Annotated in this window: 26 protein-coding genes and 1 other annotated feature; of the genes, 20 read left to right on the top strand and 6 right to left on the bottom strand. The window is 52.4% G+C overall.

What is annotated here, in order from left to right:
- Positions 1-78: 78 nt before the first annotated feature.
- The 4 genes from deoA (at position 79) to yjjJ (ending at position 4,950) form a co-directional block, all read left to right on the top strand.
- Positions 79-1,401, top strand: a complete 1,323-nt coding sequence (gene deoA / locus EAS44_RS20755; RefSeq protein WP_025857663.1) for a thymidine phosphorylase — start codon at positions 79-81, stop codon at positions 1,399-1,401.
- 51 nt (positions 1,402-1,452) lie between these two features.
- The gene (gene deoB / locus EAS44_RS20750) at positions 1,453-2,676 is read left to right on the top strand and encodes a phosphopentomutase (protein ID WP_000816471.1); all 1,224 of its coding nucleotides are present in this window, start codon (positions 1,453-1,455) and stop codon (positions 2,674-2,676) included.
- A gap of 56 nt (positions 2,677-2,732) precedes the next feature.
- Entirely contained in the window at positions 2,733-3,452 is a 720-nt protein-coding gene (gene deoD, locus EAS44_RS20745; protein WP_000224877.1) for a purine-nucleoside phosphorylase, read from the top strand.
- A 166-nt stretch (positions 3,453-3,618) separates the two neighbouring features.
- Entirely contained in the window at positions 3,619-4,950 is a 1,332-nt protein-coding gene (gene yjjJ, locus EAS44_RS20740) for a type II toxin-antitoxin system HipA family toxin YjjJ (RefSeq protein WP_001293113.1), read from the top strand.
- Here the strand turns inward: yjjJ and lplA are convergent, their stop codons facing one another.
- Both lplA and ytjB read right to left on the bottom strand, forming a co-directional pair.
- Positions 4,951-5,967, bottom strand: coding sequence for a lipoate--protein ligase LplA (gene lplA / locus EAS44_RS20735; protein ID WP_000105878.1), 1,017 nt, complete (start codon positions 5,965-5,967; stop codon positions 4,951-4,953).
- Positions 5,968-5,994: 27 nt separating this feature from the next.
- Positions 5,995-6,639, bottom strand: coding sequence for a YtjB family periplasmic protein (gene ytjB / locus EAS44_RS20730; RefSeq protein ID WP_000124624.1), 645 nt, complete (start codon positions 6,637-6,639; stop codon positions 5,995-5,997).
- Between the two features lie 105 nt (positions 6,640-6,744).
- Between ytjB and serB the strand changes: the two genes are divergently transcribed.
- The 5 genes from serB to nadS all read left to right on the top strand — a co-directional run bounded on the left by serB (position 6,745) and on the right by nadS (position 11,107).
- Positions 6,745-7,713 (top strand): phosphoserine phosphatase, encoded by a 969-nt coding sequence (gene serB / locus EAS44_RS20725; protein ID WP_001132964.1) that lies wholly within the window; start codon positions 6,745-6,747, stop codon positions 7,711-7,713.
- A 48-nt stretch (positions 7,714-7,761) separates the two neighbouring features.
- Positions 7,762-9,144 (top strand): DNA repair protein RadA, encoded by a 1,383-nt coding sequence (gene radA, locus EAS44_RS20720; protein WP_001029698.1) that lies wholly within the window; start codon positions 7,762-7,764, stop codon positions 9,142-9,144.
- 20 nt (positions 9,145-9,164) lie between these two features.
- The gene (nadR, locus tag EAS44_RS20715; RefSeq protein WP_000093834.1) at positions 9,165-10,397 is read left to right on the top strand and encodes a multifunctional transcriptional regulator/nicotinamide-nucleotide adenylyltransferase/ribosylnicotinamide kinase NadR; all 1,233 of its coding nucleotides are present in this window, start codon (positions 9,165-9,167) and stop codon (positions 10,395-10,397) included.
- A 91-nt stretch (positions 10,398-10,488) separates the two neighbouring features.
- Entirely contained in the window at positions 10,489-10,821 is a 333-nt protein-coding gene (locus EAS44_RS20710; RefSeq protein ID WP_000513550.1) for a type II toxin-antitoxin system RelE/ParE family toxin, read from the top strand.
- A gap of 1 nt (position 10,822) precedes the next feature.
- A complete protein-coding gene (nadS, locus tag EAS44_RS20705; RefSeq protein WP_000007436.1) occupies positions 10,823-11,107 on the top strand; it encodes a NadS family protein in 285 nt (94 codons plus the stop codon).
- 55 nt (positions 11,108-11,162) lie between these two features.
- Here the strand turns inward: nadS and ettA are convergent, their stop codons facing one another.
- The gene (gene ettA / locus EAS44_RS20700; protein WP_000046754.1) at positions 11,163-12,830 is read right to left on the bottom strand and encodes an energy-dependent translational throttle protein EttA; all 1,668 of its coding nucleotides are present in this window, start codon (positions 12,828-12,830) and stop codon (positions 11,163-11,165) included.
- Positions 12,831-13,036: 206 nt separating this feature from the next.
- Here ettA and sltY point away from each other — a divergent pair, with 206 nt between their 5' ends.
- Together sltY and trpR are read left to right on the top strand one after the other, a co-directional pair.
- Entirely contained in the window at positions 13,037-14,974 is a 1,938-nt protein-coding gene (sltY, locus tag EAS44_RS20695; RefSeq protein WP_000409429.1) for a murein transglycosylase, read from the top strand.
- An 89-nt stretch (positions 14,975-15,063) separates the two neighbouring features.
- On the top strand, positions 15,064-15,390 hold the full coding sequence (gene trpR, locus EAS44_RS20690; RefSeq protein ID WP_000068677.1) for a trp operon repressor: 327 nt from the start codon (positions 15,064-15,066) through the stop codon (positions 15,388-15,390).
- A 72-nt stretch (positions 15,391-15,462) separates the two neighbouring features.
- Here trpR and yjjX read toward each other — a convergent pair whose 3' ends face one another.
- A complete protein-coding gene (yjjX, locus tag EAS44_RS20685; protein ID WP_001339518.1) occupies positions 15,463-15,990 on the bottom strand; it encodes an inosine/xanthosine triphosphatase in 528 nt (175 codons plus the stop codon).
- Between the two features lie 51 nt (positions 15,991-16,041).
- On the opposite strand from yjjX, the gene gpmB reads away from it, so the two are divergent.
- Entirely contained in the window at positions 16,042-16,689 is a 648-nt protein-coding gene (gpmB, locus tag EAS44_RS20680) for a 2,3-diphosphoglycerate-dependent phosphoglycerate mutase GpmB (protein WP_000942350.1), read from the top strand.
- Here the strand turns inward: gpmB and robA are convergent.
- Entirely contained in the window at positions 16,686-17,555 is an 870-nt protein-coding gene (gene robA / locus EAS44_RS20675) for an MDR efflux pump AcrAB transcriptional activator RobA (protein WP_000371658.1), read from the bottom strand. The two genes, gpmB and robA, sit on opposite strands and share 4 nt — an antisense overlap.
- Positions 17,556-17,765: 210 nt before the next feature.
- On the opposite strand from robA, the gene creA reads away from it, so the two are divergent.
- From creA to creD, 4 genes are read left to right on the top strand one after another with little or no spacing between them, the layout of a single operon-like run.
- Entirely contained in the window at positions 17,766-18,239 is a 474-nt protein-coding gene (gene creA, locus EAS44_RS20670) for a protein CreA (RefSeq protein WP_000875487.1), read from the top strand.
- Positions 18,240-18,251: 12 nt separating this feature from the next.
- The gene (creB, locus tag EAS44_RS20665) at positions 18,252-18,941 is read left to right on the top strand and encodes a two-component system response regulator CreB (RefSeq protein ID WP_001188687.1); all 690 of its coding nucleotides are present in this window, start codon (positions 18,252-18,254) and stop codon (positions 18,939-18,941) included.
- A complete protein-coding gene (gene creC / locus EAS44_RS20660) occupies positions 18,941-20,365 on the top strand; it encodes a two-component system sensor histidine kinase CreC (protein ID WP_001219586.1) in 1,425 nt (474 codons plus the stop codon). Before creB ends, creC begins: the two co-directional genes overlap by 1 nt.
- A gap of 57 nt (positions 20,366-20,422) precedes the next feature.
- Entirely contained in the window at positions 20,423-21,775 is a 1,353-nt protein-coding gene (creD, locus tag EAS44_RS20655) for a cell envelope integrity protein CreD (RefSeq protein ID WP_000920363.1), read from the top strand.
- A gap of 59 nt (positions 21,776-21,834) precedes the next feature.
- Here the strand turns inward: creD and arcA are convergent, their stop codons facing one another.
- The gene (gene arcA, locus EAS44_RS20650) at positions 21,835-22,551 is read right to left on the bottom strand and encodes a two-component system response regulator ArcA (protein ID WP_001194358.1); all 717 of its coding nucleotides are present in this window, start codon (positions 22,549-22,551) and stop codon (positions 21,835-21,837) included.
- Between the two features lie 95 nt (positions 22,552-22,646).
- Between arcA and yjjY the strand changes: the two genes are divergently transcribed.
- The 4 genes from yjjY (at position 22,647) to thrA (ending at position 26,695) form a co-directional block, all read left to right on the top strand.
- Entirely contained in the window at positions 22,647-22,787 is a 141-nt protein-coding gene (yjjY, locus tag EAS44_RS20645; RefSeq protein ID WP_001295754.1) for a protein YjjY, read from the top strand.
- 399 nt (positions 22,788-23,186) lie between these two features.
- Positions 23,187-23,873, top strand: a complete 687-nt coding sequence (yjtD, locus tag EAS44_RS20640; RefSeq protein WP_001223199.1) for a tRNA/rRNA methyltransferase — start codon at positions 23,187-23,189, stop codon at positions 23,871-23,873.
- Between the two features lie 213 nt (positions 23,874-24,086).
- Positions 24,087-24,152, top strand: a complete 66-nt coding sequence (thrL, locus tag EAS44_RS20635) for a thr operon leader peptide (RefSeq protein WP_001386572.1) — start codon at positions 24,087-24,089, stop codon at positions 24,150-24,152.
- Positions 24,088-24,207 (top strand) — a sequence feature (Thr leader region). It overlaps the preceding gene by 65 nt.
- A gap of 25 nt (positions 24,208-24,232) precedes the next feature.
- Complete coding sequence (gene thrA, locus EAS44_RS20630; protein ID WP_001264707.1) at positions 24,233-26,695, top strand: bifunctional aspartate kinase/homoserine dehydrogenase I; 2,463 nt, start codon at positions 24,233-24,235, stop codon at positions 26,693-26,695.
- Position 26,696: the final 1 nt, after the last annotated feature.

Below are 26,696 nucleotides of genomic sequence, written 5' to 3'. Positions count from 1 at the left end.
GTATCTACCCGTAGGCCGGATAAGGCGTAGACGCATCCGGCAAAAGCCGCCTCATACTCTTTTCCTCGGGAGGTTACCTTGTTTCTCGCACAAGAAATTATTCGTAAAAAACGTGATGGTCATGCGCTGAGCGATGAAGAAATTCGTTTCTTTATCAACGGTATTCGCGACAACACTATCTCCGAAGGGCAGATTGCCGCCCTCGCGATGACCATTTTCTTCCACGATATGACAATGCCTGAGCGTGTCTCGCTGACCATGGCGATGCGAGATTCAGGAACCGTTCTCGACTGGAAAAGCCTGCATCTGAATGGCCCGATTGTTGATAAACACTCCACCGGTGGCGTCGGCGATGTGACTTCGCTGATGTTGGGGCCGATGGTCGCAGCCTGCGGCGGCTATATTCCGATGATCTCTGGTCGCGGCCTCGGTCATACTGGCGGTACGCTCGACAAACTGGAATCCATCCCTGGCTTCGACATTTTCCCGGATGACAACCGTTTCCGCGAAATTATTAAAGACGTCGGCGTGGCGATTATCGGTCAGACCAGTTCACTGGCTCCGGCTGATAAACGTTTCTACGCGACCCGTGATATTACCGCAACCGTGGACTCCATCCCGCTGATCACCGCCTCTATTCTGGCGAAGAAACTTGCGGAAGGTCTGGACGCGCTGGTGATGGACGTGAAAGTGGGTAGCGGCGCGTTTATGCCGACCTACGAACTCTCTGAAGCCCTTGCCGAAGCGATTGTTGGCGTGGCTAACGGCGCTGGCGTGCGCACCACCGCGCTGCTCACCGACATGAATCAGGTACTGGCCTCCAGTGCAGGTAACGCGGTTGAAGTTCGTGAAGCGGTGCAGTTCCTGACGGGTGAATATCCTAACCCGCGTCTGTTTGATGTCACGATGGCGCTGTGCGTGGAGATGCTGATCTCCGGCAAACTGGCGAAAGATGACGCCGAAGCGCGCGCGAAATTGCAGGCGGTGCTGGACAACGGTAAAGCGGCAGAAGTCTTTGGTCGTATGGTAGCGGCACAAAAAGGCCCGACCGACTTCGTTGAGAACTACGCGAAGTATCTGCCGACAGCGATGCTGACGAAAGCAGTCTATGCTGATACCGAAGGTTTTGTCAGTGAAATGGATACCCGCGCGCTGGGGATGGCAGTGGTTGCAATGGGCGGCGGACGCCGTCAGGCATCTGACACCATCGATTACAGCGTCGGCTTTACTGATATGGCGCGTCTGGGCGACCAGGTAGACGGTCAGCGTCCGCTGGCGGTTATCCACGCGAAAGACGAAAACAACTGGCAGGAAGCGGCGAAAGCGGTGAAAGCGGCAATTAAACTTGCCGATAAAGCACCGGAAAGCACACCAACTGTCTATCGCCGTATCAGCGAATAACGGTATACTGATCTGATCATTTAAATTTGAAGCACTGAGTACGGAGAACATATGAAACGTGCATTTATTATGGTGCTGGACTCATTCGGCATCGGCGCTACAGAAGATGCAGAACGCTTTGGTGACGTCGGGGCTGACACCCTGGGTCATATCGCAGAAGCTTGTGCCAAAGGCGAAGCTGATAACGGTCGTAAAGGCCCGCTCAATCTGCCAAATCTGACCCGTCTGGGGCTGGCGAAAGCACACGAAGGTTCTACCGGTTTCATTCCGGCGGGAATGGACGGCAACGCTGAAGTTATCGGCGCGTACGCATGGGCGCACGAAATGTCATCCGGTAAAGATACCCCGTCTGGTCACTGGGAAATTGCCGGTGTCCCGGTTCTGTTTGAGTGGGGATATTTCTCCGATCACGAAAACAGCTTCCCGCAAGAGCTGCTGGATAAACTGGTCGAACGCGCTAATCTGCCGGGTTACCTCGGTAACTGCCACTCTTCCGGTACGGTCATTCTGGATCAACTGGGCGAAGAGCACATGAAAACCGGCAAGCCGATTTTCTATACCTCCGCTGACTCCGTGTTCCAGATTGCCTGCCATGAAGAAACTTTCGGTCTGGATAAACTCTACGAACTGTGCGAAATCGCCCGTGAAGAGCTGACCAACGGCGGCTACAATATCGGTCGTGTTATCGCTCGTCCGTTTATCGGCGACAAAGCCGGTAACTTCCAGCGTACCGGTAACCGTCACGACCTGGCTGTTGAGCCGCCAGCACCGACCGTGCTGCAGAAACTGGTTGATGAAAAACACGGCCAGGTGGTTTCTGTCGGTAAAATTGCGGACATCTACGCCAACTGCGGTATCACCAAAAAAGTGAAAGCGACTGGCCTGGACGCGCTGTTTGACGCCACCATCAAAGAGATGAAAGAAGCGGGTGATAACACCATCGTCTTCACCAACTTCGTTGACTTCGACTCTTCCTGGGGCCACCGTCGCGACGTCGCCGGTTATGCCGCGGGTCTGGAACTGTTCGACCGCCGTCTGCCGGAGCTGATGTCTCTGCTGCGCGATGACGACATCCTGATCCTCACCGCTGACCACGGTTGCGATCCGACCTGGACCGGTACTGACCACACGCGTGAACACATTCCGGTACTGGTATATGGCCCGAAAGTAAAACCGGGCTCACTGGGTCATCGTGAAACCTTCGCGGATATCGGCCAGACTCTGGCAAAATATTTTGGTACTTCTGATATGGAATATGGCAAAGCCATGTTCTGATGGATTTGGGCGGAGCGTTGACTCCGCCTTTGTTATGTCACAAAAAGGATAAAACAATGGCTACCCCACACATTAATGCAGAAATGGGCGATTTCGCTGACGTAGTTTTGATGCCAGGCGACCCGCTGCGTGCGAAGTATATTGCTGAAACTTTCCTTGAAGATGCCCGTGAAGTGAACAACGTTCGCGGTATGCTGGGCTTCACCGGTACTTACAAAGGCCGCAAAATTTCCGTAATGGGTCACGGTATGGGTATCCCGTCCTGCTCCATCTACACCAAAGAACTGATCACCGATTTCGGCGTGAAGAAAATTATCCGCGTGGGTTCCTGTGGCGCAGTTCTGCCGCACGTAAAACTGCGCGACGTCGTTATCGGTATGGGTGCCTGCACCGATTCCAAAGTTAACCGCATCCGTTTTAAAGACCATGACTTTGCCGCTATCGCTGACTTCGACATGGTGCGTAACGCAGTAGATGCAGCTAAAGCACTGGGTATTGATGCTCGCGTGGGTAACCTGTTCTCCGCTGACCTGTTCTACTCTCCGGACGGCGAAATGTTCGACGTGATGGAAAAATACGGCATTCTCGGCGTGGAAATGGAAGCGGCTGGTATCTACGGCGTCGCTGCAGAATTTGGCGCGAAAGCCCTGACCATCTGCACCGTATCTGACCACATCCGCACTCACGAGCAGACCACTGCCGCTGAGCGTCAGACTACCTTCAACGACATGATCAAAATCGCACTGGAATCCGTTCTGCTGGGCGATAAAGAGTAATTGTGTTTTGCTGAAAGGCGATTGTCGTGTGAAGCCGGAGTGGGAGACTGCTCCGGCTTTTTATTATCTATTCATTTCTCTCTCCAGCTTGAATATTTTCGCTATACTTTTCAGTGAAATGTGTTAATAAATCTATTCAAGTATCTATTCACGAATCTATTCATTAATGAGCGAATTGACCGATCTTTTATTGCAAGGGCCGCGTTCTGCCCCGGAATTGCGCCAGCGTCTGGCAATCAGTCAGGCGACGTTCTCACGCCTTGTTGCCAGAGAAGATCGGGTGATTCGCTTTGGTAAAGCACGGGCAACGCGATATGCACTGCTGCGTCCTTATCGCGGAATTGAGCGTATTCCCGTATGGCGAGTGGATGATGCCGGAAAGGCGCATAAATTCGCCGACATCCGGTTGTGCTGGCCGCAGGGAAGTTGTCTGGTAACAGGCGCAGATGGCGACGAACGGTGGTTTGATGGTTTGCCCTGGTATTTGACCGATCTGCGACCGCAGGGGTTTTTGGGGCGCGCGTGGGGCAGGAAGTTAGCCGCGCAACTGAATCTTACTGAAGATATCCGTCTCTGGCAGGAAGAAGATGTGCTCTACGCCCTGACCGTATTTAGCGGTGAATACACCGGCGGCTGGCTGGTCGGGGAGGGGAATTATCAGCGATGGATTACTGCACAACGCCCTGCGGCAATTCCTCTGGATCAAAAACTCACCCATTACGAACAACTGGCAAGCGATGCACTGGCAGGAGAAATTGTGGGTTCTTCTGCGGGCGGTGAGCAGCCAAAATTTACCTGCTATGCACAAACGCCGTCAGGCAATAAACATGTGCTGGTTAAATTCACCGTGCCACAGCAAACCGCGGTCAGCCAACGTTGGGGCGACTTGCTTATTGCGGAATCTATTGCCGCGCAAATCCTGCGCGACGGCGGGATCCACGCCATCGAGTCAACGGTGCTTGTAACAAGTAACAGGCAGGTATTCCTTGAAGCGGAACGATTTGACTGCAAAGGTAACGATGGTCGCTTGCCCATTGTGTCGCTGGAGGCGGTGCAGAGTGAGTTTATCTCTTCTCCGGGATCGTGGCCGGAGGCTATGCGCCGTTTGTGTGAGCAACAACTTGTCACTCACCAGAGCGTGGCGCAAACAGAAGTGATCTGGGCGTTTGGGCGACTTATCGCCAACAGCGATATGCACGCAGGTAATTTATCGTTTTATTTATCTGAACCGCCATTTGCGCTGACGCCCGTCTACGACATGCTGCCGATGGTCTATGCACCAAACAGCGCTGGAATGCTGCGTGATGCTGCCATTGAGGTGAAGTTTGATCTTAACGTCAGTAAAAGCGCTTGGTTAACGGCGATCCCGCTGGCGCAGCAGTTCTGGCAAACGGTCGCCAGAGATCCGCGTATCAGCGAGGCGTTTCGCCACATTGCGCAAGAAATGCCGGAAAAAATCCGGCAAATCGAAGAGAAAGTTGCCCGCATGGGCGGGTAACTACCTTACAGCCCCCGCCATCCATGCCGATAACTCCCGTAGCTCTTTTTCCTGTTCCGGGAAGTCAACCAACAGCGCTTCGCACTCCTGTTGCAGCATATCTGCGCGGTACAGGCAGCCTTGCAGTCGTCCGGCGAGGGCTTCCAGCGGCGCGGGGTTGAGGCTGTCGGTAAACACCTGGGCGCGGGTGATATGGCCTTTTTCAACGTCGAAATGCAGTTCCACGCCGCCCCAGGTAAAGCGTTCATCCAGCAGATGCGAGAATGCCGGAGCCTGACCGAAGTTCCATTCCCAGCTACTCTGGCGGGCAAAGGTTTCGGCGAAGTTTGGCAAGTCTGGCGTTTTGTTCGGGGAGATGATTTCCGCTTCCACGCGCTCGCCATAATGGGCGAAAAAGGCCTCGGTTATGGCCTCGCAAACCTGCTCATGGGTGATCCCCGGCAACAGCTCGGTGAGGTTGGTCACGCGGGAACGTACCGACGTAATGCCTTTCGCCGCCAGTTTCTTTTTATCCGGATTGAGATAGTTTGCCAGGCGGCTAAGGTCGGAATTGAGCAGCAAAGTGCCGTGGTGGAAGCCACGATCTTTGGTTTCGCGATAGGCCGAGCCTGAGACTTTGCGATCGCCTTCGGCGGTTTTCACCACCAGATCGTTACGCCCGGAAGCTTCGGCGCTGACGCCGAGCGCGTTCAGCGCATTGAGCACAATCGACGTGGAGATAGTTTTATCGTACTCCGGCTTGCCAGCCATAAAGGTAAAACAGGTATTGCCGAGATCGTGGAACACTGCGCCGCCACCGCTACTGCGCCGCGCCAGGCGGACGTTATCTTCTTCCATCCGCCGGGTATTACACTCTTTCCACGGGTTCTGCGCGCGACCAATCACTACCGTGTCGGCATTGCGCCAGAGAAACAGAACGCGCTGCGTAGCCGGCATCTGGCGAAAAATACACTCCTCTACCGCCAGGTTAAACCACGGGTCGTAAGAGTCAGAGATGAGCAGGCGTAATGTGGACATAACGATTTCCTTTCTTGTAGTAATGGGTCACTCTTTTTTCTCGCTTTCTTCCTCTTCCGGCACCGGTTTACTGGCGGTTAACAGGAAGGGCGATTGCTGCCAGCGGGTGCGTTTACCCTGTAGCAGCGTGCGGGTCAGCACTACGCCGATTGCCAGCGAGAGCAGCAACATCAGGCGTAAAATGTTAGTGGTGTTATCCACCTGTTGGGCTTCGGTGGCGAGCGTATGGGTGTCGAGCGTCAGGCGCAGATAGCCGAGCGGTCCGTTTTTACCCGCAATGGGTTCGACAATCTGCTGGTTAAAATAGCCGCCCGCTTTTTTGCCGTCGAGCGCCAGTCGGTCGCGCACGTCGACGCTTTCGCCAGAACGGGCGATAAGATCGCCTTGCTCATCATATACGCCTGCGTCGAGAATGCGGCTTTCATCCGTTAACTGATCGAGGATCGCCTGAATGCGTTTTTCATCCGGTGAGTCGGTACGCATCCGCGGTGCAACGTTTAGCGTCACCTGCCGCGCCAGGGTGCGGGCCAGTTCTTCCAGCTGTGGATTACGCTGTCGCTGGTGGTTTTGACTAAACCATGACGCTCCCTGCATCAGCGCCACTAACAAGGCAAGACAGAACAGGACAATCACTGCCCGATGCAGCCGGAATTTCAGTTTTGTGCGAGCCATCTTCCACCCTTTGAAAATTTGAGACTTAATGTTGCCAGAAGCAATGGATACAAGGTAGCCTCATGCGTTATTTTCCCTGCTTCGAACGATTTTACAGGAGCCTTAATGCCTAACATTACCTGGTGCGACCTGCCTGAAGATGTCTCTTTATGGCCGGGTCTGCCTCTTTCATTAAGTGGTGATGAAGTGATGCCACTGGATTACCACGCAGGTCGTAGCGGCTGGCTGCTGTATGGTCGTGGACTGGATAAACAACGTCTGACCCAATACCAGAGCAAACTGGGCGCGGCGATGGTGATTGTTGCCGCCTGGTGCGTGGAAGATTATCAGGTGATTCGTCTGGCAGGTTCACTCACCGCGCGGGCTACGCGCCTGGCCCACGAAGCGCAGCTGGATGTCGCGCCGCTGGGGAAAATCCCGCACCTGCGCACGCCGGGTTTGCTGGTGATGGACATGGATTCCACCGCCATCCAGATTGAATGTATTGATGAAATTGCCAAACTGGCCGGAACGGGCGAGAGGGTGGCGGAGGTAACCGAACGGGCGATGCGCGGCGAACTCGATTTTACCGCCAGCCTGCGCAGCCGCGTGGCGACGCTGAAAGGCGCTGACGCGAACATTCTGCAACAGGTGCGTGAAAATCTGCCGCTGATGCCAGGCTTAACGCAGCTGGTACTCAAGCTGGAAACGCTGGGCTGGAAAGTGGCGATTGCCTCCGGCGGCTTTACTTTCTTTGCTGAATACCTGCGCGACAAGCTGCGCCTGACAGCCGTGGTAGCCAATGAACTGGAGATCATGGACGGTAAATTTACCGGCAATGTGATCGGCGACATCGTTGACGCGCAGTACAAAGCGAAAACTCTGACTCGCCTCGCGCAGGAGTATGAAATCCCGCTGGCGCAGACCGTGGCGATTGGCGATGGAGCCAATGACCTGCCGATGATCAAAGCGGCAGGGCTGGGGATTGCCTACCATGCCAAGCCAAAAGTGAATGAAAAAACGGAAGTCACCATCCGTCACGCTGACCTGATGGGTGTATTCTGCATCCTCTCTGGCAGCCTGAATCAGAAGTAATTGCCTGCCCGTCATCCTGCGGGCGGCACAGCATTAACGAGGTACACCGTGGCAAAAGCTCCAAAACGCGCCTTTGTTTGTAATGAATGCGGGGCCGATTATCCGCGCTGGCAGGGGCAGTGCAGCGCCTGTCATGCCTGGAACACCATCACCGAGGTGCGTCTTGCTGCGTCGCCAACGGTGGCGCGTAACGAGCGTCTCAGTGGCTATGCCGGTAGCGCCGGAGTGGCAAAAGTCCAGAAACTTTCCGACATCAGCCTTGAAGAGCTGCCGCGTTTTTCCACCGGATTTAAAGAGTTCGACCGCGTACTAGGCGGCGGCGTGGTGCCGGGAAGTGCCATTCTGATTGGCGGTAACCCAGGTGCCGGGAAATCCACGCTGCTGTTGCAAACGCTGTGCAAACTGGCGCAGCAGATGAAAACGCTGTATGTCACCGGCGAAGAGTCGCTGCAACAGGTGGCAATGCGCGCTCATCGCCTTGGCCTGCCGACTGACAATCTTAATATGCTGTCGGAAACCAGCATCGAGCAGATCTGCCTGATTGCCGAAGAAGAGCAACCGAAGCTGATGGTAATTGACTCCATCCAGGTGATGCATATGGCGGATGTACAATCATCGCCTGGCAGCGTGGCACAGGTGCGTGAAACGGCGGCTTATCTGACGCGCTTCGCCAAAACGCGCGGTGTGGCGATTGTCATGGTCGGGCACGTAACCAAAGATGGCTCGCTGGCTGGCCCTAAAGTGCTGGAACACTGTATCGACTGTTCGGTGCTTTTGGATGGTGATGCCGACTCACGTTTTCGCACCTTACGCAGCCATAAAAACCGCTTCGGCGCGGTGAATGAGCTGGGTGTCTTCGCAATGACCGAGCAGGGGCTGCGTGAAGTCAGCAACCCTTCGGCAATTTTCTTAAGTCGCGGCGATGAAGTGACCTCCGGTAGCTCAGTGATGGTAGTGTGGGAAGGAACGCGTCCGCTGCTGGTGGAGATTCAGGCGCTCGTCGATCACTCGATGATGGCGAATCCACGCCGCGTGGCAGTCGGGCTGGAGCAAAACCGTCTGGCAATCCTGCTGGCGGTGCTTCACCGTCACGGTGGTCTACAAATGGCCGATCAGGATGTGTTTGTTAACGTGGTCGGTGGCGTGAAGGTGACGGAAACCAGTGCCGATTTAGCGTTACTGCTGGCGATGGTTTCCAGCCTGCGTGACAGACCGCTACCGCAGGATCTGGTGGTGTTTGGTGAAGTCGGGCTGGCAGGGGAGATCCGCCCGGTGCCCAGCGGCCAGGAACGAATCTCAGAAGCGGCGAAACACGGTTTTCGCCGGGCAATTGTTCCGGCAGCTAACGTGCCGAAAAAAGCGCCGGAAGGGATGCAGATTTTTGGCGTTAAAAAACTCTCCGACGCGCTTAGCGTGTTCGACGACTTATAATGAGAGATACGGAGGGAGATATGTCGTCATTTGATTACCTGAAAACTGCCATCAAGCAACAGGGCTGCACTCTACAGCAGGTAGCTGATGCCAGCGGTATGACCAAAGGGTATTTAAGCCAGTTACTGAATGCCAAAATTAAAAGCCCCAGCGCACAAAAGCTGGAGGCATTGCACCGTTATTTGGGACTTGAATTTCCCCGGCAGAAGAAAACGATCGGTGTCGTATTCGGTAAGTTTTACCCGCTGCATACTGGACATATCTACCTTATCCAGCGCGCCTGTAGCCAGGTTGACGAGCTGCATATCATTATGGGTTTTGACGATACCCGCGACCGCGCATTGTTCGAAGACAGCGCCATGTCGCAGCAGCCAACCGTGCCGGATCGTCTGCGCTGGTTATTGCAGACCTTTAAGTATCAAAAAAATATCCGCATTCATGCTTTTAACGAAGAGGGCATGGAACCGTATCCACACGGCTGGGATGTGTGGAGCAACGGCATCAAAAAGTTTATGGCCGAAAAAGGCATTCAGCCGGACCTGATCTACACCTCGGAAGAAGCCGATGCGCCGCAGTATATGGAACATCTGGGGATCGAGACGGTGCTGGTCGATCCGAAGCGTACCTTTATGAGTATCAGCGGTGCGCAGATCCGCGAAAACCCGTTCCGCTACTGGGAATATATTCCTACGGAAGTGAAGCCATTCTTTGTGCGTACCGTGGCGATCCTCGGTGGTGAATCGAGCGGTAAATCCACCCTGGTAAACAAACTTGCCAATATCTTCAACACTACCAGTGCGTGGGAATATGGTCGTGATTATGTCTTTTCGCACCTCGGTGGCGATGAGATCGCGTTGCAGTATTCCGACTACGATAAAATCGCGCTGGGACATGCGCAATATATTGATTTTGCAGTGAAATATGCCAATAAAGTGGCGTTTATCGACACCGATTTTGTCACTACCCAGGCGTTCTGCAAAAAGTACGAAGGGCGTGAGCATCCGTTCGTGCAGGCGTTGATTGATGAGTACCGTTTCGATCTGGTGATCCTGCTGGAGAACAACACGCCGTGGGTGGCGGATGGTTTACGCAGCCTCGGCAGTTCGGTGGATCGCAAAGAGTTCCAGAACTTGCTGGTGGAGATGCTGGAAGAGAACAATATCGAATTCGTGCGGGTTGAAGAGGACGATTACGACAGCCGTTTCCTGCGCTGCGTGGAGCTGGTGCGGGAGATGATGGGGGAGCAAAGATAATCATCTTTATAAGATGTTGAGTGGGATTACTGATTCAAAAGTGTACTTAGTACTCCATTTCGGTGTACAATGTACCTGCCAGGGAGGGGGAATGGGTAAGGCGATAATATTTATAGAGACGCCAATGTTTACGCGTCAGATCAAGCAGATTGCAACCGATGATGAATTAAAGGAATTACAAAAAGAACTCATCGGAACTCCCGATAAAGGTGATCTCATTCAGCAGACTGGTGGATTGCGTAAAGTCCGAATGGCTGCGGGTTCACAGGGAAAAAGTGGCAGTGTCAGAATAATTTACTTTCTGGCGACGGAAGAGATTATTTATTTGATTATGGCCTATCCGAAAAATGCCAAAGATAGTCTGACAGATACGGAAAAAGCTCAACTAAAGAAGTTGACGAAACTGCTCAAAGGCGAGATATAAAATGAGTTTTTTTGATGAGTTGAAAACCTCTCTGGAAGAGGCTGTCGAGATTAAACAAGGTTTAAAAGAACCTGCACGGGTGACCCGCTACGAAATTGCGGATGTTAAAGCTATTCGTGAGCAACTCAACGTTTCTCAAAGTGAGATGGCAAAAGCTCTGGGAACCAGTGTGGATACCATTAAAAGCTGGGAATCGAAGCGAAGAAATCCTACGGGATTGGCTGCAAAAGTACTTGCCACAATTAAAGAAAATCCTGCCTTTTTCCGGGAACTTGCTTCCCATTAATCATTTAACTAATACCGGATGCGATGCTGGTGCGCCGCATCCGGCATTTTACGCATTACTTCGCAATACGCTTGTACTTGATACGCTTCGGCTCCAGCGCGTCTGCGCCCAGCGTGCGTTTCTTGTACTCTTCGTACTCGGTAAAGTTACCTTCGAAGAACTCAACTTTACCTTCATCCTGGTAATCCAGAATGTGGGTGGCGATACGGTCGAGGAACCAACGGTCGTGCGAGATAACCATCGCGCAGCCCGGGAACTCCAGCAGGGCGTTTTCCAGTGCGCGCAGGGTTTCGATATCCAGGTCGTTGGTTGGTTCGTCGAGCAGCAGCATGTTGCCGCCAACCTGCAGCAGCTTCGCCAGATGCAGACGACCGCGCTCACCGCCGGAGAGTTCGCCAACGCGTTTACCCTGATCAACCCCTTTAAAGTTAAAGCGGCCAACGTAGGCGCGGCTTGGCATCTCGGTGTTGCCGATCTTCATGATATCCAGCCCGCCGGAAACTTCTTCCCAAACGGTTTTGCTGTTATCCATTGAGTCACGGAACTGATCAACCGACGCCAGTTTCACCGTTTCACCCAAAGTGATGGTGCCGCTGTCCGGCTGTTCCTGACCAGAGATCATACGGAACAGCGTCGATTTACCCGCACCGTTCGGACCGATGATCCCGACGATCGCTCCTTTCGGGATCGAGAAGCTCAGGGAGTCAATCAGCAGACGATCACCATAGGATTTACGCAGGTTGCTGACTTCCAGCACTTTATCGCCCAGACGCGGTCCAGGTGGAATAAACAGTTCGTTGGTTTCGTTACGTTTCTGATATTCGGTGCTGTTGAGTTCTTCAAAGCGCGCCAGACGTGCTTTACCTTTTGACTGACGGCCTTTAGTTCCCTGACGTACCCACTCCAGCTCTTTCTCGATCGACTTACGACGCGCCGCTTCTTGTGAAGCTTCCTGCGCCAGACGCTGATCTTTCTGCTCCAGCCAGGAGGAGTAGTTACCTTCCCACGGAATACCTTCACCGCGGTCAAGTTCGAGGATCCAGCCCGCAACGTTATCGAGGAAGTAACGGTCGTGGGTAATCGCCACCACGGTGCCTTCGAAGTCGTGCAGGAAGCGTTCCAGCCACGCTACGGATTCCGCATCCAGGTGGTTGGTCGGTTCGTCGAGCAGCAGCATGTCTGGTTTTTCCAGCAGCAGGCGGCACAACGCCACGCGACGACGCTCACCACCGGAAAGGTTAGCGATTTTCGCGTCCCAGTCCGGCAGACGCAGCGCATCCGCCGCACGCTCCAGCTGAACGTTCAGGTTGTGACCGTCGTGAGCCTGAATGATCTCTTCCAGACGGCCTTGTTCAGCGGCCAGCTTGTCAAAATCGGCATCCGGATCGGCATACAGCGCATACACTTCATCCAGGCGTTTCAGGGCGTTAACCACTTCAGAAACCGCTTCTTCAATGGACTCACGAACGGTGTGTTCCGGGTTCAGCTGCGGTTCCTGCGGCAGATAACCAATCTTGATGTCTGGCTGCGGACGTGCTTCACCTTCGATGTCTTTATCAATGCCCGCCATAATGCGCAGCAGGGTGGACTTACCCGCGCCGTTCAGACCCAGGACACCAATTTTTGCCCCAGGGAAGAAACTCAGAGAGATGTTTTTCAAAATATGACGTTTCGGCGGAACAACTTTGCCGACACGATGCATGGTATAAACGAATTGAGCCACGTTGGACTTCGCCTCTATGTTTATCGTGATGATGAGTTTTCAAAGGCGAAGTGTAGCCTGTTTCCCTGTCTAATCCCAGCCAGTCGATCACCCCGTAAAAGTAAAAAAGTGTCCGTAACGTGGCGTAAACGGCAATGACTGGTTAGCATAAATCTATTACGCGGCATGACGCTGCATTGATGTATTGACACTTAGAGGATGCGCTTGTGGAAAAAGCCAAACACGTTACCTGGCGGCTGTTGGCTGTCGGTGTCTGTCTGCTGACGGTCAGCAGCGTGGCGCGAGCCGACTCACTGGATGAGCAGCGTAGTCGTTACGCGCAAATCAAGCAGGCCTGGGATAATCGACAAATGGATGTGGTCGAACAAATGATGCCTGGACTGAAAGATTACCCACTTTATCCCTACCTGGAATACCGCCAGATCACTGATGACCTGATGAATCAACCGGCGGTGACGGTCACTAACTTTGTTCGCGCTAACCCCACGCTTCCTCCCGCTCGCACGCTGCAATCTCGTTTCGTCAATGAACTGGCGCGGCGTGAAGACTGGCGTGGCTTGTTAGCCTTTAGCCCGGAAAAGCCCGGAACTACCGAAGCGCAATGTAATTACTACTATGCGAAATGGAACACCGGGCAGAGTGAAGAAGCCTGGCAAGGGGCGAAAGAGCTGTGGCTAACCGGCAAGAGCCAGCCTAACGCCTGTGACAAGTTATTTAGCGTCTGGCGTGCGTCAGGTAAACAAGATCCGCTGGCGTATTTAGAGCGTATCCGTCTGGCGATGAAAGCGGGTAACACCGGCCTGGTAACAGTGCTGGCAGGGCAGATGCCTGCCGATTACCAGACTATCGCTTCGGCAATCATTTCACTGGCGAACAACCCTAATACGGTACTGACCTTCGCGCGTACAACCGGCGCGACCGATTTTACCCGTCAAATGGCGGCGGTGGCGTTTGCCAGTGTGGCGCGGCAGGATGCTGAAAATGCACGGCTGATGATCCCGTCGCTTGCTCAGGCACAGCAGCTTAATGAAGATCAGATTCAGGAGCTGCGCGATATTGTCGCATGGCGTTTGATGGGCAACGATGTCACCGACGAGCAGGCGAAATGGCGCGATGACGCGATTATGCGTTCGCAATCTACTTCGCTTATTGAACGCCGTGTGCGAATGGCGCTTGGCACCGGCGATCGTCGCGGCCTGAATACCTGGCTGGCGCGTCTGCCTATGGAAGCGAAAGAGAAAGATGAATGGCGTTACTGGCAGGCGGATTTATTGCTGGAACGCGGACGTGAAGCTGAAGCAAAAGAGATTTTGCATCAACTCATGCAACAGCGTGGTTTCTACCCGATGGTTGCTGCACAACGCATCGGCGAAGAGTATGAGCTGAAGATTGATAAAGCGCCGCAGAATGTTGACAGCGCCCTGACTCAGGGGCCGGAGATGGCGCGCGTGCGCGAGTTGATGTACTGGAATCTCGATAACACCGCGCGTAGCGAGTGGGCCAATCTGGTGAAGAGCAAGTCAAAAACAGAGCAGGCTCAACTGGCTCGGTATGCTTTCAATAACCAATGGTGGGATCTTAGCGTTCAGGCAACGATCGCCGGGAAGCTGTGGGATCATCTGGAAGAGCGATTCCCGCTGGCTTACAACGATCTTTTCAAACGCTACACCAGTGGTAAGGAGATCCCGCAAAGCTATGCGATGGCGATTGCCCGTCAGGAGAGTGCCTGGAATCCGAAAGTGAAATCACCGGTAGGGGCCAGCGGCCTGATGCAGATTATGCCTGGTACCGCGACCCATACGGTGAAGATGTTCTCTATTCCCGGTTATAGCAGCCCTGGGCAATTGCTGGATCCGGAAACAAACATCAACATTGGCACCAGTTACCTGCAATATGTTTATCAGCAGTTTGGCAATAACCGTATTTTCTCCTCAGCAGCTTATAACGCCGGGCCAGGGCGGGTGCGAACCTGGCTTGGCAACAGCGCAGGGCGTATCGACGCAGTGGCATTTGTCGAGAGTATTCCATTCTCCGAGACGCGCGGTTATGTGAAAAACGTGCTGGCTTATGACGCTTACTACCGCTATTTCATGGGGGATAAACCGACGTTGATGAGCGCCACGGAATGGGGACGTCGTTACTGATCCACACGTTTATGATATGCTATCGTACTCTTTAGCGAGTACAACCGGGGGAGGCATTTTGCTTCCCCCGCTAACAATGGCGACATACTATGGCCCAACAATCACCCTATTCAGCAGCGATGGCAGAACAGCGTCACCAGGAGTGGTTACGTTTTGTCGACCTGCTTAAGAATGCCTACCAAAACGATCTCCATTTACCGTTGTTAAACCTGATGCTGACGCCAGATGAGCGCGAAGCGTTGGGGACTCGCGTGCGTATTGTCGAAGAGCTGTTGCGCGGCGAAATGAGCCAGCGTGAGTTAAAAAATGAACTCGGCGCGGGCATCGCGACGATTACGCGTGGATCTAATAGTCTGAAAGCCGCGCCCGTCGAGCTGCGCCAGTGGCTGGAAGACGTGTTGCTGAAAAGCGATTGATTTTGTAGGCCTGATAGGACATGGCGCATCAGGCATCGTGCACCGAATGCCGGATGCGGCGTGAACGCCTAATCAGGCCTGCAATGGCTGATACACGGCATTATGAAACGGACTCAGCGCCAGGATCACCGCCTGGTGATAGACGCTGGTGCGAGTGAGTTTCCCGGCGGTAAACACGCCGATCGCCCCTTCCTTACGACCAATCTCATCAATACCGGTATAACGCGACATCACGGGACCAAGCGCCTCACCTTCACGCACTTTTTCCAGAATCACCGCAGGCAACGGCAAAGTAGCCGAACGCGCCTCGCCGCGCTGGCTGGTGTTTTCAATCACCACCCAACTGAAAGTGCTGTCACCATCGATGCCAGCTTCAATCGCCACCCAAAAATCAGCCTCAGGAAGTAAACGGCGGGCATTGGCTACCCTATTTCGTGCGCCAGCGCGCGTTTCCTCACTGCCAAAGGGCTGTTCCGGTACACCGCTCTCGACGGCAACGGATGCAATATGGCAGGATCCTTCGCCGAAGATCTCGTGAAATGCCTGCAGAATGGCCTGAATTTTAGCGGGATTGGTGGTCGCACAGACAACTTGGTGCATAATCAGCATTACTCAGAAAATTAACGTTACAGCAGTATACGGAAAAAAAGCATGTTACAGGTATACCTAGTCCGCCACGGTGAAACGCAGTGGAACGCCGAGCGACGTATTCAGGGCCAGTCTGACAGCCCGCTGACCGCCAAAGGTGAGCAACAGGCGATGCAGGTGGCAACCCGTGCCAAAGAGCTTGGCATTACGCATATCATCAGTAGCGATTTAGGACGGACCCGGCGCACGGCGGAAATCATCGCCCAGGCCTGCGGCTGTGACATCATCTTTGATTCTCGCCTGCGTGAATTAAATATGGGTGTACTGGAAACAAGAAATATCGATTCACTCACCGAAGAAGAAGAGAACTGGCGTCGGCAGCTGGTCAATGGCACCGTTGACGGGCGTATTCCTGAAGGCGAGTCAATGCAGGAGCTCAGCGATCGCGTTAATGCGGCACTGGAATCTTGCCGGGACTTACCGCAGGGAAGCCGACCGCTACTGGTGAGCCATGGTATTGCACTGGGATGCCTGGTGAGTACGATTCTCGGATTACCAGCATGGGCAGAGCGCCGCTTACGTCTGCGTAACTGTTCTATTTCGCGCGTGGATTATCAGGAAAGCTTGTGGCTGGCGTCTGGCTGGGTGGTTGAAACCGCAGGGGACATCTCGCATCTGGACGCCCCTGCATTAGATGAGCTGCAGCGTTAACGACGGATCGGAATCAGCAGTTCACAGCGCAGATTAATTGGGCGATCTCCCGCTTTGGCATCTTCTGCCGGGTAGTATCGCTCAATATCCTGACCTTTACGGCGCGTCAAGTTAAGCATTGGCATGCACGTTCCGTATACCGTCAGGATAAACTCCTGCACGCCGGTTCCCAGACCTTCATAGGTAAACATCACATATTCGCCGCCCTGCAACATCACCGGATGCCCAGTCAGTACATAGCCATCTGCCTGATCCTGAGCTAACGCGGTGGTGTAGAACACCTCTTGTTCGTCGTCTTTATCCTGGCTCGGACGTGTTTCGTTCAAACCGTAAAGCACTGGTGGAATGGTTGGCGAGTTGCCGAGAAAATCGTGCCAGAACTGGTAGCGCATTTCATGGCGGAAATCAGAGATTTGCTCCAGCGAACAGGAGTAGCTCTGGGTAACACCAATCAGCGGCGTATCTTCCAGGGTGACAAATTTGTGCTCTGGCATAGTGAATTCACCCAGACGCAGCGGCGGGCGAATACCAAAGGCGCTCCATTCAGGAGAACGGCGGTAAAGTGCAGGAGTCTGGGCAAACTGCTTCTTGAAAGCGCGGGTAAATGTCTGTTGAGAGTCGAAGCGGTATTGCAGCGCGATGTCCAGAATCGGACGCGCAGTCAGGCGTAGTGCGACCGCCGATTTCGACAAACGACGAGCACGAATATACGCGCCAATAGCATGGCCAGTGACATCTTTAAACATTCTCTGTAAGTGCCACTTGGAATAACCTGCTTTCGCCGCTACATTGTCGAGCGACAGGGGATGATCCAGATGACCTTCCAGCCAGATTAAAAGGTCGCGAATAATGCCGGCCTGATCCATAAAATATCCTCATCCTTTCAACAACGAGCACCTGACATCAGGTAATTGGATAATAGCATTTTTTGCTGTTTTAGCATTCAGTGTTTTTTTCTTAGTCGAGTATGTTTTAGGTCTTGACGGAAATAAAAGTATTGAGATTTTGTTCTTAATCAATATGTTATTTACCGTGACGAACTAATTGCTCGTGTAATAGATAAAAATGGTAACGATATGAAATACAAGCATTTAATCCTGTCTTTAAGCCTGATAATGCTGGGGCCATTGGCTCATGCAGAAGAGATTGGTTCGGTCGACACCGTATTTAAAATGATCGGCCCGGATCACAAAATTGTTGTTGAAGCCTTTGACGATCCCGATGTGAAAAATGTCACCTGTTATGTGAGCCGGGCGAAAACCGGTGGTATTAAAGGGGGATTGGGCCTGGCAGAAGATACCTCCGATGCGGCCATTTCTTGTCAACAAGTCGGGCCGATTGAATTGTCGGATCGTATTAAAAACGGCAAAGCTCAGGGCGAGGTAGTATTCAAAAAACGCACGTCCCTGGTCTTTAAGTCGTTACAGGTCGTGCGCTTTTATGACGCTAAACGCAACGCGCTCGCTTATCTGGCTTACTCCGACAAAGTTGTAGAAGGTTCGCCGAAAAACGCGATTAGCGCGGTTCCTGTCATGCCGTGGCGGCAATAACAGAGGCGATTTATGCAACGGGAAACGGTCTGGTTAGTCGAAGACGAGCAAGGGATAGCCGATACGCTGGTCTACATGTTGCAACAGGAAGGTTTTGACGTCGAGGTCTTTGAGCGAGGCTTGCCAGTGCTGGATAAAGCTCGCCAGCAGGTTCCCGATGTCATGATTCTCGATGTTGGTTTGCCTGATATCAGCGGCTTTGAATTGTGCCGCCAGTTACTGGCGCTCCATCCGGCGTTACCTGTACTGTTCCTGACGGCCCGAAGTGAAGAGGTCGATCGCCTGCTTGGGCTGGAAATTGGCGCTGACGACTACGTGGCTAAACCGTTTTCACCTCGCGAAGTGTGCGCCAGAGTGCGCACCTTACTGCGTCGGGTGAAGAAGTTCTCGACTCCGTCTCCCGTTATCCGTATTGGTCATTTTGAATTGAATGAACCTGCGGCGCAGATCAGCTGGTTTGACACGCCATTAACGCTGACGCGGTATGAGTTTTTATTGCTGAAGACGTTACTCAAGTCGCCGGGCCGCGTCTGGTCCCGCCAGCAACTGATGGATAGCGTGTGGGAAGATGCGCAGGACACCTACGATCGCACCGTCGATACCCACATTAAAACGCTGCGTGCCAAGCTGCGCGCCATCAACCCCGATCTTTCACCGATTAATACTCATCGCGGCATGGGATATAGCCTGAGGGGCCTGTAATGCGTATCGGCATGCGGTTGTTGCTGGGCTATTTTTTACTGGTGGCGGTGGCGGCCTGGTTCGTACTGGCTATTTTTGTCAAAGAAGTTAAACCGGGCGTGCGAAGAGCAACCGAGGGGACGTTAATCGACACCGCAACGTTGCTGGCGGAGCTGGCGCGTCCCGATTTGCTCTCTGGGGACCCAACGCATGGGCAACTGGCGCAGGCGTTTAATCAGCTACAACATCGCCCGTTTCGCGCCAATATCGGTGGCATTAACAAAGTGCGCAACGAATATCATGTCTATATGACCGATGCGCAGGGCAAAGTATTGTTCGATTCGGCAAATAAAGCCGTTGGACAGGATTATTCGCGCTGGAATGACGTCTGGCTAACGTTGCGTGGTCAGTATGGTGCGCGCAGCACGTTGCAAAATCCTGCCGATCCCGAAAGTTCTGTGATGTATGTTGCCGCGCCGATTATGGACGGCTCGCGGCTTATTGGCGTTTTGAGCGTAGGCAAACCGAACGCGGCGATGGCTCCGGTCATTAAGCGTAGCGAGCGGCGAATTTTATGGGCCAGCGCCATTTTGTTGGGGATTGCACTGGTGATTGGCGCAGGCATGGTTTGGTGGATCAACCGCTCTATTGCCAGGCTCACTCGCTATGCTGATTCCGTCACTGACAATAAGCCCGTTCCTCTCCCCGATCTCGGTAGTAGCGAGTTGCGTAAACTCGCGCAGGCGCTGGAAAGTATGCGCGTGAAGCTGGAAGGGAAAAACTATATTGAGCAGTATGTTTATGCGTTAACTCATGAGCTAAAAAGCCCACTGGCGGCGATTCGTGGCGCGGCGGAAATTTTACGCGAAGGTCCGCCGCCGGAAGTGGTGGCTCGTTTTACCGACAACATTCTGACGCAAAATGCGCGAATGCAGGCACTGGTGGAAACGTTACTACGCCAGGCAAGACTGGAGAATCGTCAGGAAGTCGTTCTGACTGCTGTTGATGTGGCGGCATTATTTCGCCGCGTCAGCGAAGCGCGCACCGTGCAGTTGGCAGAAAAAAACATCACTTTGCATGTTATGCCTACTGAGGTTAACGTTGCTTCTGAACCGGCGTTACTGGAGCAGGCGCTGGGGAATTTACTGGATAACGCCATCGATTTTACTCCCGAGAGCGGTTGCATAACGCTAAGCGCCGAAGTGGATCAGGAATACGTCACCCTTAAGGTGCTGGATACCGGTAGTGGGATTCCTGACTACGCGCTGTCACGTATTTTTGAACGCTTTTACTCTTTGCCGCGTGCAAATGGGCAAAAAAGCAGCGGTCTGGGGTTGGCGTTTGTCAGTGAGGTCGCCCGTTTGTTTAACGGCGAAGTCACGCTGCGCAACGTGCAGGAAGGTGGCGTGCTGGCCTCGCTTCGACTTCACCGTCACTTCACATAGCTTCAAATTCTTCCCACATAGCCTTCGTATCCTGCTGTCATTGCAAAGGAGAAGACTATGTTGAAATCCCCCCTGTTCTGGAAAATGACCACCTTGTTTGGTGCAGTATTGCTGTTGTTGATTCCGATAATGCTGATTCGGCAGGTGATTGTCGAACGTGCCGATTACCGTAGCGATGTGGAAGATGTGATTCGCCAAAGTACCAGCGGGCCGCAAAAACTCGTTGGGCCGCTCATCGCTATTCCTGTGACCGAGCTTTATACGGTGCAGGAAGACGATAAAACCGTGGAGCGGAAACGAAGTTTTATTCATTTTTGGTTACCTGAGTCATTGATGGTTGATGGCAATCAGAATGTGGAAGAACGCAAGATAGGCATCTATACCGGTCAGGTCTGGCACAGTGATTTAACGCTAAAAGCCGATTTCGATGTTTCGCGTCTTAGCGAACTCGACGCGCCAAATATCACCTTAGGCAAGCCATTTATTGTGATTAGCGTCGGGGATGCGCGTGGTATTGGTGTGGTGAAAGCGCCTGAAGTTAACGGTACGGCGCTGACCATTGAACCCGGCACCGGGTTAGAGCAAGGCGGGCAGGGCGTGCATATCCCTTTACCCGAAGGGGACTGGCGCAAGCAGAACCTGAAGCTGAATGTGGCGCTGAATTTAAGCGGTACCGGCGATCTTTCTGTGGTGCCTGGCGGGCGTTATAGCGAAATGACCTTAACCAGCAACTGGCCGCATCCCAGTTTTTTAGGTGATTTTCTACCAGCCAAACGGGAAGTTAGCGAGTCAGGTTTTCAGGCGCAATGGCAAAGTAGCTGGTTTGCTAATAATCTCGGTGAGCGTTTTGCTTCAGGCAATGATACCGGCTGGGAAAACTTCCCCGCGTTTAGCGTCGCAGTGACGACGCCAGCCGATCAATACCAATTAACGGACCGGGCGACTAAGTACGCCATTCTGCTGATTGCGCTGACTTTTATGGCATTCTTTGTTTTTGAAACGCTCACCGCGCAACGTTTACACCCAATGCAATATTTGCTGGTGGGGCTTTCATTGGTGATGTTTTATTTGCTCTTGCTGGCGCTTTCTGAACATACCGGTTTTACCGTGGCATGGATAATCGCCAGTCTGATTGGGGCGTTAATGAACGGTATTTATTTGCAGGCGGTATTGAAAGGCTGGCGTAATAGCATGTTGTTTACCCTCGCGCTGTTGTTGCTGGATGGTGTGATGTGGGGACTGCTCAACTCTGCCGATAGCGCGCTGTTGTTGGGAACCAGTGTGCTGGTGGTGGCGCTGGCCGGCATGATGTTTGTGACCCGTAATATCGACTGGTATGCGTTTTCACTGCCGAAAATGAAAGCCAGTAAAGAAGTTACCATGGACGATGAATTACGTATCTGGAAATAAGGTAGAAAAATAAAAACGGCGCTAAAAAGCGCCGTTTTTATTGACGGTGGTAAAGCCGATTAATCTTCCAGATCACCGCAGAAGCGATAACCTTCACCGTGAATGGTGGCGATGATTTCCGGCGTATCCGGCGTAGATTCGAAATGTTTACGAATACGGCGGATCGTCACATCTACAGTACGGTCGTGCGGTTTCAGCTCACGGCCGGTCATTTTCTTCAGCAGTTCAGCACGGGACTGAATTTTGCCTGGGTTTTCACAGAAGTGAAGCATGGCGCGGAACTCGCTGCGCGGCAGCTTGTACTGCTCGCCATCAGGGCCGATCAACGAACGGCTGTTGATGTCCAGTTCCCAACCATTGAACTTGTAGCTTTCAACGCTACGACGTTCTTCGCTGACAGTACCCAGATTCATGGTACGGGACAGCAGGTTGCGTGCACGAATAGTCAGTTCACGCGGGTTGAACGGTTTGGTGATGTAGTCATCTGCACCGATTTCGAGGCCGAGAATTTTATCGACTTCGTTGTCACGGCCAGTCAGGAACATCAACGCAACATTCGCCTGCTCGCGCAGTTCACGCGCTAACAGAAGACCGTTCTTACCCGGCAGATTGATATCCATGATCACCAGGTTGATGTCATATTCAGAGAGGATCTGATGCATTTCCGCGCCATCTGTCGCTTCGAAAACATCATAGCCTTCCGCTTCGAAAATACTTTTCAACGTGTTGCGTGTTACCAACTCGTCTTCAACGATAAGAATGTGCGGGGTCTGCATGTTTGCTACCTAAATTGCCAACTAAATCGAAACAGGAAGTACAAAAGTCCCTGACCTGCCTGATGCATGCTGCAAATTAACATGATCGGCGTAACATGACTAAAGTACGTAATTGCGTTCTTGATGCACTTTCCATCAACGTCAACAACATCATTAGCTTGGTCGTGGGTACTTTCCCTCAGGACCCGACAGTGTCAAAAACGGCTGTCATCCTAACCATTTTAACAGCAATATAACAGGCTAAGAGGGGCAGGACACCCAATAAAACTACGCTTCGTTGACATATATCAAGTTCAATTGTAGCACGTTAACAGTTTGATGAAATGATCGTATCTAAATGCTAGCTTTCGTCACATTATTTTAATAATCCAACTAGTTGCTTCATACAACTAATAAACGTGGTGAATCCAATTATCGAGATTTATTTTTTATAAAATTATCCTAAGTAAACAGAAGGATATGTAGCATTTTTTAACAATTCAATCGTTAGTACAGTCAGGAAATAGTTTAGCTTTTTTTAAGCTAAGCAAAGGGCTTTTCCTGCGACTTACGTTAAGAATTTGTAAATTCGCAACGCGTAATAAGTTGACAATGATCACCCTGTTCGCGGTTATTTGGTCAAGAAGAGTGGCAATATGCGTATAACGATTATTCTGGTTGCACCCGCCAGAGCAGAAAATATTGGGGCAGCGGCGCGGGCAATGAAAACGATGGGTTTTAGCGAACTGCGGATTGTTGATAGTCAGGCACACTTGGAGCCAGTCGCCCGTTGGGTCGCACATGGATCTGGTGATATTATTGATAATATTAAAGTTTTCAAGACACTAGCTGAATCGTTACACGATGTCGATTTCACTGTTGCCACCACTGCGCGCAGTCGGGCGAAATATCATTACTACGCTACGCCAGTAGAACTGGTGCCGCTGTTAGAGGAAAAATCTTCATGGATGAGCCATGCCGCTCTGGTGTTTGGTCGCGAAGATTCCGGGCTGACTAACGAAGAGTTAGCGTTGGCTGACGTTCTTACTGGTGTGCCGATGGTGGCGGATTATCCTTCGCTCAATCTGGGGCAGGCAGTGATGGTCTATTGCTATCAATTAGCAACATTAATACAACAACCGGCGAAAAGTGACACAACGGCAGACCAACATCAACTGCAAGCTTTACGCGAACGAGCCATGACATTGCTGACGACTCTGGCAGTGGCAGATGACATAAAACTGGTCGACTGGTTACAACAACGCCTGGGGCTTTTAGAGCAACGAGACACGGCAATGTTGCACCGTTTGCTGCATGATATTGAAAAAAATATCACCAAATAAAAAACGCCTTAGTAAGTGATTTTCAGCTTTTCATTCTGACTGCAACGGGCAATATGTCTCTGTGTGGATTAAAAAAAGAGTGTCTGATAGCAGCTTCTGAACTGGTTACCTGCCGTGAGTAAATTAAAATTTTATTGACTTAGGTCACTAAATACTTTAACCAATATAGGCATAGCGCACAGACAGATAAAAATTACAGAGTACACAACATCCATGAAACGCATTAGCACCACCATTACCACCACCATCACCATTACCACAGGTAACGGTGCGGGCTGACGCGTACAGGAAACACAGAAAAAAGCCCGCACCTGACAGTGCGGGCTTTTTTTTCGACCAAAGGTAACGAGGTAACAACCATGCGAGTGTTGAAGTTCGGCGGTACATCAGTGGCAAATGCAGAACGTTTTCTGCGGGTTGCCGATATTCTGGAAAGCAATGCCAGGCAGGGGCAGGTGGCGACCGTCCTCTCTGCCCCCGCCAAAATTACCAACCATCTGGTAGCGATGATTGAAAAAACCATTAGCGGCCAAGATGCTTTACCCAATATCAGCGATGCCGAACGTATTTTTGCCGAACTTCTGACGGGACTCGCCGCCGCCCAGCCGGGATTTCCGCTGGCACAATTGAAAACTTTCGTCGACCAGGAATTTGCCCAAATAAAACATGTCCTGCATGGCATTAGTTTGTTGGGGCAGTGCCCGGATAGCATCAACGCTGCGCTGATTTGCCGTGGCGAGAAAATGTCGATCGCCATTATGGCCGGCGTGTTAGAAGCGCGTGGTCACAACGTTACCGTTATCGATCCGGTCGAAAAACTGCTTGCAGTGGGGCATTACCTCGAATCTACCGTTGATATTGCTGAGTCCACCCGCCGTATTGCGGCAAGCCGCATTCCGGCTGACCACATGGTGCTGATGGCTGGTTTCACTGCCGGTAATGAAAAAGGCGAGCTGGTGGTTCTGGGACGCAACGGTTCCGACTACTCCGCTGCGGTGCTGGCGGCCTGTTTACGCGCCGATTGTTGCGAGATCTGGACGGATGTTGACGGTGTTTATACCTGCGATCCGCGTCAGGTGCCCGATGCGAGGTTGTTGAAGTCGATGTCCTATCAGGAAGCGATGGAGCTTTCTTACTTCGGCGCTAAAGTTCTTCACCCCCGCACCATCACCCCCATCGCCCAGTTTCAGATCCCTTGCCTGATTAAAAATACCGGAAATCCTCAAGCTCCAGGTACGCTCATTGGTGCCAGCCGTGATGAAGACGAATTACCGGTCAAGGGCATTTCCAATCTGAATAACATGGCAATGTTCAGCGTTTCCGGCCCGGGGATGAAAGGGATGGTTGGCATGGCGGCGCGCGTCTTTGCAGCGATGTCACGCGCCCGTATTTCCGTGGTGCTGATTACGCAATCATCTTCCGAATACAGTATCAGTTTCTGCGTTCCGCAAAGCGACTGTGTGCGAGCTGAACGGGCAATGCAGGAAGAGTTCTACCTGGAACTGAAAGAAGGCTTACTGGAGCCGTTGGCGGTGACGGAACGGCTGGCCATTATCTCGGTGGTAGGTGATGGTATGCGCACCTTACGTGGGATCTCGGCGAAATTCTTTGCCGCGCTGGCCCGCGCCAATATCAACATTGTCGCCATTGCTCAGGGATCTTCTGAACGCTCAATCTCTGTCGTGGTCAATAACGATGATGCGACCACTGGCGTGCGCGTTACTCATCAGATGCTGTTCAATACCGATCAGGTTATCGAAGTGTTTGTGATTGGCGTCGGTGGCGTTGGCGGTGCGCTGCTGGAGCAACTGAAGCGTCAGCAAAGCTGGTTGAAGAATAAACATATCGACTTACGTGTCTGCGGTGTTGCTAACTCGAAGGCACTGCTCACCAATGTACATGGCCTTAATCTGGAAAACTGGCAGGAAGAACTGGCGCAAGCCAAAGAGCCGTTTAATCTCGGGCGCTTAATTCGCCTCGTGAAAGAATATCATCTGCTGAACCCGGTCATTGTTGACTGTACTTCCAGCCAGGCAGTGGCGGATCAATATGCCGACTTCCTGCGCGAAGGTTTCCACGTTGTTACGCCGAACAAAAAGGCCAACACCTCGTCGATGGATTACTACCATCAGTTGCGTTATGCGGCGGAAAAATCGCGGCGTAAATTCCTCTATGACACCAACGTTGGGGCTGGATTACCGGTTATCGAGAACCTGCAAAATCTGCTCAATGCTGGTGATGAATTGATGAAGTTCTCCGGCATTCTTTCAGGTTCGCTTTCTTATATCTTCGGCAAGTTAGACGAAGGCATGAGTTTCTCCGAGGCGACCACACTGGCGCGGGAAATGGGTTATACCGAACCGGACCCGCGAGATGATCTTTCTGGTATGGATGTGGCGCGTAAGCTATTGATTCTCGCTCGTGAAACGGGACGTGAACTGGAGCTGGCGGATATTGAAATTGAACCTGTGCTGCCCGCAGAGTTTAACGCCGAGGGTGATGTCGCCGCTTTTATGGCGAATCTGTCACAGCTCGACGATCTCTTTGCCGCGCGTGTGGCGAAGGCCCGTGATGAAGGAAAAGTTTTGCGCTATGTTGGCAATATTGATGAAGATGGCGTCTGCCGCGTGAAGATTGCCGAAGTGGATGGTAATGATCCGCTGTTCAAAGTGAAAAATGGCGAAAACGCCCTGGCCTTCTATAGCCACTATTATCAGCCGCTGCCGTTGGTACTGCGCGGATATGGTGCGGGCAATGACGTTACAGCTGCCGGTGTCTTTGCTGATCTGCTACGTACCCTCTCATGGAAGTTAGGAGTCTGAC

Origin of the sequence: Escherichia coli DSM 30083 = JCM 1649 = ATCC 11775 (assembly GCF_003697165.2) — a bacterium.
GTDB lineage: Bacteria > Pseudomonadota > Gammaproteobacteria > Enterobacterales > Enterobacteriaceae > Escherichia > Escherichia coli.
Note: the sequence above shows the minus strand (reverse complement) of the source record. Positions and strands in the feature narration are given on the sequence as shown.